Annotated in this window: 17 protein-coding genes, 1 pseudogene and 1 riboswitch; of the genes and pseudogenes, 3 read left to right on the forward strand and 15 right to left on the reverse strand. The window is 34.6% G+C overall.

Annotated elements, in window-relative coordinates:
* Nucleotides 1–331: 331 nt before the first annotated feature.
* The 6 genes and pseudogenes from nrdF to A6J74_RS10110 form a co-directional block, all read right to left on the reverse strand.
* Nucleotides 332–1,300 (reverse strand): class 1b ribonucleoside-diphosphate reductase subunit beta, encoded by a 969-nt coding sequence (gene nrdF / locus A6J74_RS10080; RefSeq protein WP_001203010.1) that lies wholly within the window; start codon nt 1,298–1,300, stop codon nt 332–334.
* 94 nt (nt 1,301–1,394) lie between these two features.
* Entirely contained in the window at nt 1,395–2,291 is an 897-nt protein-coding gene (locus tag A6J74_RS10085; protein ID WP_370115420.1) for a ribonucleotide reductase large subunit, read from the reverse strand.
* Between the two features lie 436 nt (nt 2,292–2,727).
* A pseudogene (locus tag A6J74_RS10090) lies at nt 2,728–3,855 on the reverse strand (ribonucleotide reductase N-terminal alpha domain-containing protein); the annotation flags it as partial.
* A complete protein-coding gene (nrdI, locus tag A6J74_RS10095; protein WP_000959449.1) occupies nt 3,842–4,201 on the reverse strand; it encodes a class Ib ribonucleoside-diphosphate reductase assembly flavoprotein NrdI in 360 nt (119 codons plus the stop codon). The gene nrdI and the pseudogene A6J74_RS10090, both read right to left, overlap by 14 nt.
* Before the next feature lie 476 nt (nt 4,202–4,677).
* A complete protein-coding gene (locus A6J74_RS10105; protein WP_000502193.1) occupies nt 4,678–4,995 on the reverse strand; it encodes a hypothetical protein in 318 nt (105 codons plus the stop codon).
* Between the two features lie 25 nt (nt 4,996–5,020).
* Nucleotides 5,021–5,215 (reverse strand): hypothetical protein, encoded by a 195-nt coding sequence (locus tag A6J74_RS10110; RefSeq protein ID WP_000344285.1) that lies wholly within the window; start codon nt 5,213–5,215, stop codon nt 5,021–5,023.
* A gap of 245 nt (nt 5,216–5,460) precedes the next feature.
* On the opposite strand from A6J74_RS10110, the gene A6J74_RS10115 reads away from it, so the two are divergent.
* A complete protein-coding gene (locus tag A6J74_RS10115) occupies nt 5,461–6,039 on the forward strand; it encodes a GNAT family N-acetyltransferase (RefSeq protein WP_000619577.1) in 579 nt (192 codons plus the stop codon).
* Nucleotides 6,040–6,075: 36 nt separating this feature from the next.
* Here A6J74_RS10115 and A6J74_RS10120 read toward each other — a convergent pair whose 3' ends face one another.
* Both A6J74_RS10120 and A6J74_RS30005 read right to left on the reverse strand, forming a co-directional pair.
* Nucleotides 6,076–6,678 (reverse strand): histidine phosphatase family protein, encoded by a 603-nt coding sequence (locus tag A6J74_RS10120; RefSeq protein ID WP_000264991.1) that lies wholly within the window; start codon nt 6,676–6,678, stop codon nt 6,076–6,078.
* Between the two features lie 91 nt (nt 6,679–6,769).
* Nucleotides 6,770–6,916 (reverse strand): hypothetical protein, encoded by a 147-nt coding sequence (locus tag A6J74_RS30005; RefSeq protein WP_000461689.1) that lies wholly within the window; start codon nt 6,914–6,916, stop codon nt 6,770–6,772.
* A 240-nt stretch (nt 6,917–7,156) separates the two neighbouring features.
* Between A6J74_RS30005 and A6J74_RS10125 the strand changes: the two genes are divergently transcribed.
* The gene (locus A6J74_RS10125; protein ID WP_001165081.1) at nt 7,157–7,342 is read left to right on the forward strand and encodes a YkvS family protein; all 186 of its coding nucleotides are present in this window, start codon (nt 7,157–7,159) and stop codon (nt 7,340–7,342) included.
* A gap of 48 nt (nt 7,343–7,390) precedes the next feature.
* Here the strand turns inward: A6J74_RS10125 and queF are convergent, their stop codons facing one another.
* The 4 genes from queF to queC are packed head-to-tail and all read right to left on the reverse strand — an operon-like array spanning nt 7,391 to nt 9,769.
* Nucleotides 7,391–7,888, reverse strand: a complete 498-nt coding sequence (queF, locus tag A6J74_RS10130; protein WP_000918895.1) for a preQ(1) synthase — start codon at nt 7,886–7,888, stop codon at nt 7,391–7,393.
* Between the two features lie 18 nt (nt 7,889–7,906).
* Nucleotides 7,907–8,623 (reverse strand): 7-carboxy-7-deazaguanine synthase QueE, encoded by a 717-nt coding sequence (gene queE / locus A6J74_RS10135; RefSeq protein ID WP_000036307.1) that lies wholly within the window; start codon nt 8,621–8,623, stop codon nt 7,907–7,909.
* Nucleotides 8,616–9,107: a 6-carboxytetrahydropterin synthase QueD gene (gene queD / locus A6J74_RS10140; protein ID WP_000368413.1), complete on the reverse strand. Its 492-nt coding sequence runs from the start codon at nt 9,105–9,107 to the stop codon at nt 8,616–8,618. Before queD ends, queE begins: the two co-directional genes overlap by 8 nt.
* Nucleotides 9,107–9,769: a 7-cyano-7-deazaguanine synthase QueC gene (queC, locus tag A6J74_RS10145; protein WP_000711602.1), complete on the reverse strand. Its 663-nt coding sequence runs from the start codon at nt 9,767–9,769 to the stop codon at nt 9,107–9,109. The genes queD and queC overlap by 1 nt, the downstream gene beginning before the upstream one ends.
* Before the next feature lie 93 nt (nt 9,770–9,862).
* A riboswitch (PreQ1 riboswitch) is annotated at nt 9,863–9,906 on the reverse strand.
* Nucleotides 9,907–10,113: 207 nt separating this feature from the next.
* Here queC and kinB point away from each other — a divergent pair.
* The gene (gene kinB / locus A6J74_RS10150) at nt 10,114–11,322 is read left to right on the forward strand and encodes a sporulation sensor histidine kinase KinB (protein ID WP_002038243.1); all 1,209 of its coding nucleotides are present in this window, start codon (nt 10,114–10,116) and stop codon (nt 11,320–11,322) included.
* Between the two features lie 11 nt (nt 11,323–11,333).
* Here the strand turns inward: kinB and A6J74_RS30395 are convergent, their stop codons facing one another.
* The 3 genes from A6J74_RS30395 to A6J74_RS10165 form a co-directional block, all read right to left on the reverse strand.
* On the reverse strand, nt 11,334–11,450 hold the full coding sequence (locus A6J74_RS30395) for a DUF6254 family protein (protein ID WP_000038354.1): 117 nt from the start codon (nt 11,448–11,450) through the stop codon (nt 11,334–11,336).
* 100 nt (nt 11,451–11,550) lie between these two features.
* Nucleotides 11,551–12,084: a DinB family protein gene (locus A6J74_RS10160; RefSeq protein WP_000941967.1), complete on the reverse strand. Its 534-nt coding sequence runs from the start codon at nt 12,082–12,084 to the stop codon at nt 11,551–11,553.
* Between the two features lie 139 nt (nt 12,085–12,223).
* Nucleotides 12,224–13,918: a M3 family oligoendopeptidase gene (locus A6J74_RS10165; protein ID WP_000008590.1), complete on the reverse strand. Its 1,695-nt coding sequence runs from the start codon at nt 13,916–13,918 to the stop codon at nt 12,224–12,226.
* Between the last annotated feature and the right edge of the window lie 37 nt (nt 13,919–13,955).

Consider the following 13,955-nt stretch of genomic DNA (forward strand, 5'->3'; position numbering starts at 1 on the left):
ACCAACTATTACAGTTCCCTTTTGTTTTTAAATATCATGCAATTTTCGAGCCAAAATGTATGTAATTAAAAAATTCAATTCGAAAGAAAACATATAGGTGGAATGAGGCCTCACTTCTTCTCATTTTTTATTCATTTTGACATAAGTTATTCAATCTCTCATACTGCTAAATATAAAAAATAAAACTTTAATTCGTGTTTTTTATTTTCACTCCCTTACAAATTTGGTTTTTATGAGATAGGAATATTTCCATGAAATAATAACATTATGTAAACTATCCATAGAAAAAAGCTGTCTTTTCTATAAAGACAGCTTTTTCTATGACACGATATTAAAAATTGAATGCGAAGTCATCGTCAGATAACTTTTCAACGTTCGTTGCTTTTACGTAACCATTTCCTTTTACAGAGAAGAAATCATGGTTTTTCGTATCTGTACGTAGACCATTTAAAACGATTGGGTTAATTTCTTCTTCTTCAAACTTCGGCTCAAGTCCTAAATTCATAAGTCCTTTATTCGCATTGTAGCGAACGAAACGATTTACATCATCTACAAGACCGATAGAAGTGTAAATTTCTTCTGTGTATGCCATTTCAATTTCATATAGTTCCATTAATAACTCTTGCGTTTCTTTTTGCACTTCTTGTTGATCTTCTGCAGAAAGCTCTGCGAAAAGTTGTTGTGCTAAAATACCGACGAATACGCCGTGAATGGACTCATCACGAATGATTAGGTTAATAATTTCACCACTTGCCGTCAATTTACCTTGACCTGCTAAGTAAAGTGGATAGAAGAATCCACTATAGAATAAGTAACTTTCTAAGAACACACTTGCTACCATTGCCATGTATAACTCTTTTTTCGTTACTTGAGGCTTTAATAAACGACGATAGTAACGAGTAATAATACCAGCCTTTTTCTCAAGTAATGGATGATTGTCTACCCATTCAAAAATATCATCAATTTCTTCTTCCGTAGCTAACGTTGTAAAAATATGACTGTAACTCTTCGCATGTACTTCTTCCATAGCTCCCATGAAAGCTAATACACTTTTTGCTTGTAAATTTTCAAGATGAACAAGTACAAGTGGCATCCCTTCGCCACCTTGTTTCGTATCTAAAAGTGTTAAACCACCTAATACACGCTTATAAGCAATTTGCTCTTCTTTTGATAATTGTGCCCAAGTATTTTTGTCAGAAGACACCGCGATTTCTTCTTCTGTCCAAAACTGAGCGATGTTTTGCTTCCAAAACATTAAACTAAAATCATCTTCCTTTTTGTTCCAGTTTACCGCACGCATTCAATCGCCCCTTCTCTAAATAAACATGAAAAATTGATAACTAAGCATGAGCAGGGTTCAGAAAACCCTGCTCATAATGTCTCACTTTTTTATATTAAACAGTACAAGCTACGCACTCTTCCACGCTTAATTTACGTGTTCTCGTATAATACAGACTCTTTAAGCCTTTTTTATGTGCATAGATGTAGTAACGTGCTAACTCACGTGTTGAAATATCACTATTAACGTAAAGAATTGTACTAATTCCTTGGTCAATATGCTCTTGAATTTCTGCAATTAAATCAATTAATTTAAACTGATTCATATCGTAAGAAGATTTATAGTACCAGAACGTATCTTTTGATAAATACGGCATTGGGTAATATGTTGTCGCATTCGCATACGTTCTTGATTCGATTTGACTTACGATCGGCATTACGCTTGAAGTTGCATTTTGAACGTAACTGATAGATTGTGTTGGAGCGATAGCAAGACGGTATGAATTATATAATCCATTCTTCTGCACTTGCTCTTTTAAACTTGTCCAATCTTCTTTTGTTGGAATATGAATTCCTTCAAATAGTTGCTGAACTTTTTCAGTTACTGGGCTGTAATCTGTCGTTTCATACTTCTCAAAGTATGTGCCGTTCGCATAATCAGACTTATCGAAGTCTTTAAATGTTTCGCCTTTTTCTTTAGCGATTTCCATACTTTTCTCAATAGAGTAGTAATTTAACATCATAAAGAATGTACGAGCGAACTCTTTCGCTTCTGCACTTTCATAACCAATTTTATTTTTTGCTAAATATCCATGTAAGTTCATTGCTCCAAGTCCAACTGAATGAAGCTCATCATTTGCTTTTTTCACAGTTGGTGCATTCGGAATGATTGTCATATCAGAAACAGCTGTTAAAGCTTCCATTCCTGCATGAACTGCTTCACGAATTTCTTTATTTTCCATTACATTTACGATATTTAGTGATCCTAAGTTACAGTTAATATCGCGGCGGATAATGTCATCTGTACCGTAATCATTTATTTCAGAAGTTTCTTGTAGCTGGAAGATTTCTGTCTCGAATGTTCAACCGAGTTCGCTACTCCTCAGTCCGTTGCTCATGCAACTGCTGTATGTCACCATACAGGACAGACTATATCATCACCTACAGCATTACCTGATTAGGTGCTCCGCTTTTCGAACGCCAATCGCTTGCGCTCTACTCCCATAAGGGATAGTCGTTAGGCTTTTACTTATCTTAATCTTTCAGAAAGTCTCTTATTACTTTATGTTGTCTGATCACTCTGCTATACAAAATAATAAGATACATTCTGAACTTTTCTATGCTCATTCTAAGATAAGATTTAGCACGGTAGGTTACCTCAAACTTGAGGCTTTCCCCGTTTAACGGAGTTTTCGACTAGCATTTCTACTAGAAGGTGCTACATATTTAACACAAGTTCGACATCTTCACAGTTCCAATATCCTTCAGTGGATGCTGGTTATTTGCATTTGATTTAAACATTAAGTATGGGTAACCAGACTCAAGCTGAATCATTGCGATTTTAATAAGCATATCACGTGCACTAATATCTAGCGGCTTCTTCTTCACTTTCGGATTGCTCATTAATTCATCGTACATTTCATCAATATCAATATCATCTAAATGCTTGCCATATTCTTTAAACACCGTATAAGGCGCGAAAACATGGAAAGGTTCGTTTTTCTCAGCAAGCTCAAAGAACTTACTTGGAACGATAATTCCGATTGATAGAGACTGAATACGGCTCTTCTCGTCGGCATTTATTTTCTTTGTATCAAGGAATTCGATAATATCCCAATGGAAGATGTTTAAGTATACTGCACCAGCACCTTTTCGTTGGCCAAGTTGATTCGCATATGAAAACGAATCTTCAAGCAATTTCATAACAGGTACTACACCACTTGCAGCGTTATCAATCCCTTTAATTTGCTCACCACGCGCACGTAGCTTAGATAAGTTTAAAGCTACTCCCCCGCCAATTTTTGATAATTGCATTGCAGTATTAATGTTAAAGCCGATTGAATTTAAGCTATCGTCCATCTCTAACAAGAAACAAGACACCATTTCTCCTCTTCTGCTTCTTCCCGCATTTAAAAAGGTTGGTGTCGCTGGTTGGTAGTTTTGTTTTACAATCATGCTTGCGAATTGTTTTGCCTTCGCAACATCACCGCGTCCTAAGTATAATGACACAATTGCTACACGATCTTCATAGCTTTCTAAGTATTGTTTTTGATCATTCGTTTTTAACGCATAATCTTTGTAGAACTTAGATGCTGCCATATAAGATTGGAATTCGAAGTTTTCACCATAAGCGATGTTATATACTCCTTCTACTTCCTCCAAGCTATACTCGTCCAGAACATTGTAATAGTAATCATGTTCTTTCATATACTCCATTCGCTCTGCCACGCTATTAAAAGGAACGGTATTCTCTCTAGCTTCTTCCATAAAGACTTCTAATGCCTCTTTATCTTTATGAAGCTGATAAAAACCGTCCTGCATTTGCGTGATTTCATTATTCAGTTCAATGTGTCGCAATCTCCCGCACCCTTTCCTTAAAATATTCTACATCGTTATTTGTTCCTGATAACTCAAATTTTGATACAATAGGCACTTCATATTTAGCAGAAATTTTGTCAGCACTTGCACCGAACATGTCTCCCCAGTTACGATTGCCGCTTGCAGATACGCCTTTTAATTTGTCATTATTGCGCTCTAAAAATTCTAAAACACGTTCTGGTACATTGCCAAAACCTGTTGTATACGTAATAAGAATAAAGTCTTCATCTATTACTAGATCTTCACCAATTTGAACGGCCGGCATATTTAATTTGTGAATGAAACGCTTCACGTTTCCTGTCATAGAATCATATGCAACTAACATTTCCGACCCTCCCTCTCCAATCTATACTCTTTGTATGTCATTTCTTGATTTCTCTATATATTGTATTACGTTTCAAAATAAGACACAAGATATATGTATAAATTCTTTCTTTTTTTAACTTTTACTTTTCGACAAGACCGCCGATTTTTTTCAATACAATGACTATGAAACAACATTCTAAAACTCATGTCAATAAAGTGCTTTTCAAAAAAGTTGTCAACGAATTTAACCTCATTTTAAAAAAAGTTAACAATATATTTTGTCATAAAACGGCAAATGCTGGAGGAATATATTTCTCCAGCATCACGCAAAAAAGAACAGACATGAAACGATAATCTGTTCTAACAAACGATTACATTTATCAATTTTACTTTATTAAATATTATACATATACTTTCGTTGCTCGTTACATACTAAAAGATAACTATTATAGAAAAAGATTATTATTATGGCGTTTCAATTTATGTATGAAAAGTTTATTCAGAGTGCTCAATACGCAAAATATCTTTTACAAATATGTGATGCGGATTCTCATCTTTATCAAGCATTGTACATACAGGAGCTTCTTCATCAAAGTATACGATCATTCCTTCTACGTACTCATATGTCTGTTGAACTTGTACAGTTACTTTAATTTCTGCCGCTTGCTCATACGCCCTTTTTATTTTCTGAAGCATTTTTGTTGAACATTTTCGTTTCTCTGGATACATAACCATTCCCATACATCTATTTCCGGCTCTATCTTTCCACATATAATCCCAATGCGGTAAAATGCCTTGTTTAAAATCGCCCATAATTCTCCTCCCCTTTATCTTCTATTTATGAACGTGGCGTTTTTGAATATGTATAAATTACCTGTCCACCGCGTTGTGCATTCCCAATAATATGTTTAAAATCTTCTCGACTTACTACAACTTTCCTAAACGTATAAAATACATCTTTCGTTGCAACATACTCCTTTATCTCACCATTTTTCAGCTGATCCAAAATTGTATTTGCTAATTGTTCATCCATGTATTTCACCTCTATGCAATATTTTATTTTATCGTATCTTTTATAGGTCAACAACTGTAAATTTTTCCTGTTGCTATGCCTTCATTTCATTTTCATTATTTTACAAGCAGTATTGCTTTATTATATGTCCACTAAATATCATATACTAACATAGCTACTTCTCTATATCAAACATTTTGGCATTCAATCATACAAAGTTCCATACCACTATGTTACAATATACAAATAGAACTAGGAGGGATACTATGATTCGGAAAGCAACAAAGACAGATGCAAAGGCAATATCTCCTTTATTGTATAATGCTCTGCATGAAATTGCTGAAAAAATCACTGGTAGCACAGTTGAAGCAAATGTATTACTAGGACTTGAAAAATGGTTCGTAAAAGAAAATAATCGATTGAGCTATGAAAACTGTTTAGTGGCGGAACAAGATGGAAAGGTAGTTGGGGTTATTGTCGCTTATCACGGTAGTGACGCTCAACAACTTGATGCACCAATCATACGCCACTTAAGAGAACTACATGAAGATGAATCCATTACGTTAGAAAAAGAAGCTGAACTTGATGAGTATTATATTGACACGTTGTCAGTTTCAAATATGTACGGCGGACGTGGCATTGGCTCTAAGTTAATCGATGCAGCTGAACTTCATGCAGCTGAAACAGGTTATGAAAAAATCGCCTTACTTGTTAATTTAGAGAACAAGCGTGCTTTTTCACTGTATGAAAAACTAGGTTACAACAAAGATAAAACCGTAATGCTCGTTGGCGAACCTTATGCTCATCTAATAAAACCATTACGTACATTGGTTTCTATATCTTAAAAAAAAGCACACGATTTTATATAAAATCGTGTGCTTTTAAGTTAATTTTGTATTTAATACACTTCCATTCATCGCCTCATGGAACGTATACTTTGTATATCCCCACGGCTTCCGATGAAAAATAGGAGGTCCAGACCATCCCATCGCCCTCAGTTCCGCACCAATCATCGTATTAAAATAGCTATGTCCTACTATCGCGATTTTCCCGTGCACCATTGCATAGTGATGTAACATGTTAGCAGCTTCTTTTGCCCTTCCCCTTGCTTCCTTATACGACTCAACATCTTTATGATACCCAACCATCCATAAAGCACGTCCAATAAAAAACCAAGTCCCCGGCTTACATTTAAACCATTCTGGTGCAAAAAAACTCGACGGTACTTCTACTTCCCTAAAAAGAGAATTTTGCACAAAGGACAAAGAATTCATTAATTCCGCTGCTGACTGTACAGCACGTCTTTGATCACTCGATACAATTAAATTTGCCGATTCTACTGCCTCAATTGTTTCAATCGGTATGTTACATTCCCTACTCATACTATCTACATCATATCTCTTCAGCCATTCATGAAATGAAGTAATTGTCATCGGTTCTATAGTACTATTCAAGCGACCATGACGAATAAAAGATATCCACATTCTTTTCACTCTCCATTCATCACTTACGAACTATATTATGTACTATTTCTTACATTCATCATAACATGCTGAAAATAAAAGTTACATATTGTTACATATCTCCGCCACTACTATGAGTAACTGAAGCATCTATTCCATCAAAATATGTATTCGTTTCATGTTGACGAATTTTCTTCAACTGTGTATAAGAAAATAAATATAAGAACAAAGCTATAAAGCTCCCCATAATTTCAAACATTATTTTACCGCTCCTATTTCCCCCTTATTAAACAGACCAACATCCATTTTCATTATAAAGATATAAACACTTTTTCTCCAGCATCATATGAAATATGGATATTATCTTACAAAATATGAATATTTTTCGACTTTTTCCTTTGAAAACATTTACAAAACAGGAAACATAGTTCAAAATAAAGGAAAATAAAAAATCCCAAATTATTCTTTTTTGGAAAAACTGTAACAAGGAGAGTTGCTTATGCAGATCGCAGAAACTGGAGATATCATCGAATTTAAAGGTGGAATGCAAGGCCGTGTTCAAAAGGTAAATCAAAACTCTGTTATTGTTGATATAACAATTATGGAGAATTTTAGAGAACTAGATATGGAACCTCTTACAGTTGTAAGTCATAAAAACTATACTGTCATTAATCAAAATGCATAATATAATAGAAAGAAAAGTCCTGTATAGTATACAGGACTTTTCTTTCTATTAACGATTATCAATCGTTTCCGGATATAGATCGTGGTTCATCATACGGTAATCTGCCATTTGTTCATACTTCGTTCCTGGTCGACCGTAGTTGCAATATGGATCAATTGAAATACCACCACGTGGTGTGAATTTGCCCCATACTTCAATGTAACGCGGATCCATTAATTTAATTAAATCATTCATAATTACATTCATACAATCTTCGTGGAAGTCACCGTGATTGCGGAAGCTAAATAAATATAACTTTAAAGATTTACTCTCTACCATTCTTTGTTCAGGAATGTAGCTAATATAAATTGTTGCAAAGTCTGGTTGTCCTGTTTTCGGACATAAGCTTGTAAATTCAGGACAATTGAATTTTACAAAGTAATCACGGTTTGGATGGTTATTATCAAATACCTCTAAAATTTCTGGGCTATATTCAAATAAATATTTTGTATTTTGATTTCCTAATAATGTTACATCTTTTAAATCTTCATCTAATCTTCCTGCCATTTTAAACATCCCTTCTCTTTATACGCCTCGTTTATTTCCCCATACTAACGCATGAAGCTGCGGCAATACTTTCGCATCATTCATTTTTTTACAATTAACAGCTTTTTCAATAAGCCACTCATACTTATCTAATAATTTTTTAATAAGCATTGCATCATCCACTGTTTTCGTATCATCGTTCCCTACTTGTAAGAAAAATGGTACAGATGGATAACGTTCGTGCATCTTAACTGCATATTCAAAGTCGCGATCATCGAATACTACTACTTTTAAACTAATATCTTTTCCTGCTAGTTTCTGAATTACAGCATCTAACTTTTGATAAGCTGTTTTCATTCCCGAACTTGGTGGTTTTGGCGAAATGGTTATCTCATCAATTTGAAGTAACCAATCTTGCCATTTACTCCCTTGTGTTTCTATCGCCGTTCGCATCCCATTCTCTTTTAATATAGAAAGAAGCGACTCAATATTTTTCAATAAAACAGGATTCCCACCCGAAATCGTAACATGAGAGAAATTTTCTCCTCCAATTTCAACAAGCTCATTCCAAATGTCTTCCGCTGGCATTTGTCTAATTTGATCTTTTGCCGATCCATCCCATGTAAAAGCAGAATCACACCAAGAACAGCTATAGTCACAGCCAGCAGTTCGAATAAACATAGTCTTTTGCCCGACAACCATGCCTTCTCCTTGAATAGTCGGACCGAATATTTCTAAGACAGGGATTTTACTCATCGAGCATCCACTCCCGTCTTACTTCCGCATAACTAGTTGGCGTCTCAAATAGACGAACAAATTCAACACGAGCTCCTTTATATTCGTTCACACGATTATCTTTCGTTAATGCTTCTGCCATCTTTTCATAAATCCAAACGACCATATTCTCAGCAGTCGTATTCATCGCTGGTAATGTTTCGTTTAAATAACGATGATCTAAATATATTTCAATTTCGTTTTTCCAAATTTCTTTTATATCTCCAAAGTCAATTGCAAGGCCTATTTCATTTACATATCCACTAATCCCAAATACAACTTTATATGTGTGACCATGTAAGTTTTTACATTTTCCTTCATAACAGTGTAAATGGTGTGCTGCATCAAATGTAAATTCCTTGCTGACCATTACTCTTTTATTATGATATTTGAGTTGTTTACGTTGAATATCCTTGTCCATTTTTTGCAAATTTTCTACGATGCGAAATCCAAAGAAATTATCCATTAGTTGTTCGCTCCTTCGCGTTCTTGTAAGTACGTATCTAATCCTGCTTTACGAAGTTGACATGCTGGACATTCACCGCAACCATCACCAATGATTCCGTTATAACATGTTAATGTTTTTTCTCTAACAAACTCGAATGCGCCAAGTTCATCAGATAATTTCCACGTGTCTGCTTTATCAATCCACATAAGTGGTGTATGAATGACAAATGGATAATCCATAGATAAATTTAATGTAACGTTTAACGATTTCACAAACACGTCACGGCAATCTGGATAACCACTAAAATCAGTTTCACATACACCCGTTACAATATGACGTGCCTCAACTTGTTTTGCTAATACAGCAGCAAATGATAAGAATAGTAAATTTCGTCCATCTACAAATGTCGATGGCAATTCACCTTCTTCATGTGTAATCTCCATATCCGTTCTCGTTAACGCATTTGGAGCAAGTTGATTTAATAGACTCATATCTAGTACCGTATGTTTAATTCCTAGCTCTTTCGCAATTTCCACTGCACAATCAATTTCTAATTTATGACGTTGATTGTAATTAAATGTTACAGCTTCTACTTCTGCAAACTGCTCTATTGCCCAAAATAAACATGTTGTACTATCTTGTCCACCACTAAAAACAACAACTGCTTTTTCTTTTTTCATTTCACTCATTCTCCTTCTCTACTACGAATAAGAAGAAAGAACGTTCTTGAACTGTCACAATAAAAAAACAAAACAATACCTAAGGATATTGTTGTTTCCATAGTTTTTTATAGAGGGAGTTCGCGAACCTCTCCCATGCGGTGCATGGAATTTCTTCTTTCATTGACAAAACATATTGTAACATATTGTATACTACCAGAAAAAATTTCTGATTTTTCCGCTATTTTATATTCCATTTCTTTCATTTTATAGTATGATTAATTTACTATTCGGAGAGAGGAGGCATCCCACTGAAACACTTTATTATTTACCTCTTTTTAAATATTTTATCCATTCTCGTTACAATGCTTATTTATCACTTATTTTGGAATCAAAAAGGGAAACGGTCTCCTAAATTAAATTCAGCTATATTTATTGTACTGTGTTGCCTCGCTACAATACTATGTATCACTTTTGCAGCAAAAACAAATAATGGTTTTCAATTTGATATGCGTCATATCGTATTAATTGTCGGTACATTGACAGGAGGGCCTATTGCTGGTGGTTCTATTTTAGCTGTATTAAACATATATCGCTTCTTATTAGGAGGAATAGGTGTTTTCCCATCCCTTATCGCTTCTATTGTTCTATTTATTGTTCTACTATTAACGTACAAATTTTTCAATCGAACTTCTAATCGTATAAAAATAGCACTTGCTATTATTTACAGTCTCACATATGGATTTAGCTGGATACCCTTCTTCCTTTCAGAAGTTACAAATAAGGTAGATTATATACCCCATATTATTGTGTATGAGTTATGTACGATGCTTGGTACGATCCTTATTTTATATTTACTACACATATTACAAACTCAGGTTCGTCTCCAAAATGAGCTTATGAACGCTGAGAAATTTCATTTAATCGGTGAAATGGCAGCTTCCATCTCGCACGAAATTCGCAATCCTTTAACTTCAACGAAAGGATTTTTACAACTATTGCAGTCTGATACATGTACCGAGCAAGAACGGAAATTATATATCGATATTGCCATTAATGGTATTGAGCAAGCAAATCATGTTCTCACAGACTATTTAACCTTTGCAAAACCGAGTATTGAAAAAGAACAAACACTACAACTCGAGGAAGAATTACTGCATGCACTATCTTTAATTACACCACTTGCCAATTTAACAAATGTCCGTACTCATTACATAAAGCAAAGTACTTCTTTCTTTATCGCTGGAGAGAAGCAAAAACTAAACCAATGCTTATTAAATATTTTAAAAAACTGCATTGAAGCTATGCCAAAAGGTGGCGATCTTTATTTCACATTAGTTCCTGATCATAAGCATATCCAGCTATATATAAAAGATACAGGAGTTGGCATGGATCAAGAACAGGTGAAGCGCCTCGGTTCTCCTTTCTATTCAACGAAAGAAAAAGGGACTGGTCTTGGAATGATGGTTGTATTCAGTGTTGTTCAAGCTATGAATGGAAAAATTGATATTATAAGTGAAAAAGGAATCGGTACAACCTTCTTATTAACCTTTCCACTCATACAAAAAACGTGATGAAATAATCATCACGTTTTTTCTGTTCCTTCAACTAATTCAGCAAAAGCTTTCACTTTTCCATGTGGTTTTTGATTCTCTTTACGTGCTTTCCAAGCACGCTCTTCTTCTCTCTTTTTCTTGGACATACTTTTCAACTCCTTCTTTTCTTTCTCCATGTAGTATTCCAAAGTAAGAAAGAAAACTATGCATGTATCAAAAAAGAAGTGGTTTCCCACTTCTTCCACTTTATCGCTGCAAAATTGCGTATTTCGCCTCTTTTAACTGTGTAAGATGTCTTTGTTCATGTAAATCAAGAAATTGAACCCACTGATACAAATTCAAATCATTAAAAACAGGATGCTTTAATCCATTTTCAACTAATTCTTTTTCATCTATGATACTATGAAGCGCATGTAATAGTTCTTGTCGTGAATGTTCTAGCAATTGAATTCCTTGCTGTTTTTTCATTAAAGTTTCTGTTGGTTGCATTTGCTGAGGAGCTTCTCTTTTATGTGTGCGATCAAGCGTAAGTTGGAGGTCTTTAAATGGAGTCGCATTTCTTTCATTTTTGTGTAGAGCATATACAAGGGCAGATGTGACAGATTGTTCAACTAAATGTAAGTGATGTAAAATTTGAATAATACTCCATTTATCACGGCGTGGCTTTACATTCACTTCTGTATCATTTAACATTTCAATTTCTGATAATAGCGTGCTTCGGGTAGACTGCAATGAGTTCACCAAACTTTCTAAACTCACATCCATATTAGATTGAAGCATACTTCTTTCCCCCCTTTTTGTTGGTGAAAAGAGGTGCTCCTTATTAGAAACACCTCTTTAGCATTCTGAATTTTCTTTTATTATCTCATCATTTTCCCATTATGTCGATGTTAAACATGTGAAAAAAAGCGCATGTTTTTTACAATTTTGTGTCGTCAATCGCATGTAACCATGCTTCAATTTCTGTAATGACACTTTTCACACAACCTTCAGCAAATGGTGATGTTAAATTTGCCACTTCTACTAATTCTAAGAATGATTTACTTCCACCTTGTTGGCAAAGGTTCACATAATCTTCCCATGCCTCTTGTCTATTATCTCTTGCGCGCTTCCAAAATTGCAGTGCACAAATTTGAGCTAACGTGTAGTCAATATAGTAGAACGGCGAGCTATAAATATGCCCCTGACGTTGCCAGAAGCCACCGCGCTCTAAATAATCATTATCTTCATAATCACGATGCGGTAAATATTTCTTCTCTATGTTACGCCATGCTGTCTTACGCTCTGCTGGTGATGCTTCTGGATTTTCATATACATAATGTTGGTATTCGTCGACAGATACACCATATGGTAAAAACAGAAGTGCTGAACTTAAGTGTGAGAAATAATATTTATCTGCATCTTCTTCAAAGAATAGTTTCATCCATGGCCATGTAAAGAATTCCATACTCATAGAATGAATCTCACACGCTTCATATGTTGGCCAATTATATTCTGGAATTTCAAATTTACGACTTTCATATACTTGGAAAGCATGACCAGCTTCATGTGTTAATACATCAATGTCACCAGATGTTCCATTGAAGTTTGAGAAAATAAATGGCGCTTTATAATTTTCGATATATGTACAATATCCGCCACCAGCTTTTCCTTTTTTCGCAACTAAGTCTAATAAATCATTATCTAACATGAAATTGAAAAATTCATCTGTTTCAGCTGATAACTCTTTATACATCGTTTTCCCATGATTAATAATCCAATCTGCATCTCCTTTTGGAGTTGGATTACCTGTAGCAAATTCAAAGTTTTCATCGTAATATGCTAGCTTTTCTACACCGATACGTGCTTTTTGTCTCTTTCTTAATTCCGTTGTAACTGGAACGATATAATCAAGTACTTGCTGACGATAATTCGCAACCATCTCCGCATTGTAATCTGTACGATACATTCTTGCATATCCTAGTTCAACAAAGTTTTTGAAACCTAAAGATTTCGCAATTTTCGTTCTTACTTTAACAAGCTCATCATAAATACGATCTAGTTCTTCCTCATTTCCAGCTAAAAATCCGTAGTATGCTTCACTTGCTGATTTACGTTCACTTCTTTCTTTTCCTTGCATAAATGGAATCAGTTGCGATAATGTTCTTTCTTCTCCCGCAAAGTCAATTTTTGCAGATGCTAACAACTGTGTATATTGTGAAGACAATTTATTCTCTAATTGTAAATCTTTCACGATTTCATCTGAATATGTTTTTAAATCACATTCTGCTAGAGCGAATAATTGCTTTCCGTAATAGGCTTCTAATTCTTCACGAAATGGAGAACTAATTAACGCCTTATAATATTTTGTTCCATATCCTTGTACAACTGGAGAGTATTCATCAAAGAAATCTTGCTCCTCCTTATAAAAAGCATCTGTCGTATCAACAGAATGACGAATGTAACAAAGATTCCCCATTGTACCAAAATCATTGCGAATTTCATTAATTGAATTGATAACTTGTTTTTGTTCTTCTACAGTTTTTGTGTTATCAAATTTCTCTAAAGCAACAGTAAATTTCTCTTTTAATTCTTCAATATTTGGCCGTTTATATTCATAGTCTTTAAATGACATGAACGAGCCTCCTCTCCATTATGTATACCTTTACTAT

Origin of the sequence: Bacillus sp. FDAARGOS_235 (assembly GCF_002073415.2) — a bacterium.
Lineage (GTDB): Bacteria > Bacillota > Bacilli > Bacillales > Bacillaceae_G > Bacillus_A > Bacillus_A toyonensis.

What these genes read in the sequence shown, in the direction of transcription:
- nrdF (WP_001203010.1), bottom strand. Translation starts at nt 1,300, where the DNA reads ATGCGTGCGGTAAACTGGAACAAAAAGGAAGATGATTTTAGTTTAATG.
- nrdI (WP_000959449.1), bottom strand. Translation starts at nt 4,201, where the DNA reads ATGTTAGTTGCATATGATTCTATGACAGGAAACGTGAAGCGTTTCATT.
- A6J74_RS10105 (WP_000502193.1), bottom strand. Translation starts at nt 4,995, where the DNA reads ATGGGCGATTTTAAACAAGGCATTTTACCGCATTGGGATTATATGTGG.
- A6J74_RS10110 (WP_000344285.1), bottom strand. Translation starts at nt 5,215, where the DNA reads ATGGATGAACAATTAGCAAATACAATTTTGGATCAGCTGAAAAATGGT.
- A6J74_RS10115 (WP_000619577.1), top strand. Translation starts at nt 5,461, where the DNA reads ATGATTCGGAAAGCAACAAAGACAGATGCAAAGGCAATATCTCCTTTA.
- A6J74_RS10120 (WP_000264991.1), bottom strand. Translation starts at nt 6,678, where the DNA reads ATGTGGATATCTTTTATTCGTCATGGTCGCTTGAATAGTACTATAGAA.
- A6J74_RS30005 (WP_000461689.1), bottom strand. Translation starts at nt 6,916, where the DNA reads ATGTTTGAAATTATGGGGAGCTTTATAGCTTTGTTCTTATATTTATTT.
- A6J74_RS10125 (WP_001165081.1), top strand. Translation starts at nt 7,157, where the DNA reads ATGCAGATCGCAGAAACTGGAGATATCATCGAATTTAAAGGTGGAATG.
- queF (WP_000918895.1), bottom strand. Translation starts at nt 7,888, where the DNA reads ATGGCAGGAAGATTAGATGAAGATTTAAAAGATGTAACATTATTAGGA.
- queE (WP_000036307.1), bottom strand. Translation starts at nt 8,623, where the DNA reads ATGAGTAAAATCCCTGTCTTAGAAATATTCGGTCCGACTATTCAAGGA.
- queD (WP_000368413.1), bottom strand. Translation starts at nt 9,107, where the DNA reads ATGGATAATTTCTTTGGATTTCGCATCGTAGAAAATTTGCAAAAAATG.
- queC (WP_000711602.1), bottom strand. Translation starts at nt 9,769, where the DNA reads ATGAAAAAAGAAAAAGCAGTTGTTGTTTTTAGTGGTGGACAAGATAGT.
- kinB (WP_002038243.1), top strand. Translation starts at nt 10,114, where the DNA reads ATGCTTATTTATCACTTATTTTGGAATCAAAAAGGGAAACGGTCTCCT.
- A6J74_RS30395 (WP_000038354.1), bottom strand. Translation starts at nt 11,450, where the DNA reads ATGTCCAAGAAAAAGAGAGAAGAAGAGCGTGCTTGGAAAGCACGTAAA.
- A6J74_RS10160 (WP_000941967.1), bottom strand. Translation starts at nt 12,084, where the DNA reads ATGCTTCAATCTAATATGGATGTGAGTTTAGAAAGTTTGGTGAACTCA.
- A6J74_RS10165 (WP_000008590.1), bottom strand. Translation starts at nt 13,918, where the DNA reads ATGTCATTTAAAGACTATGAATATAAACGGCCAAATATTGAAGAATTA.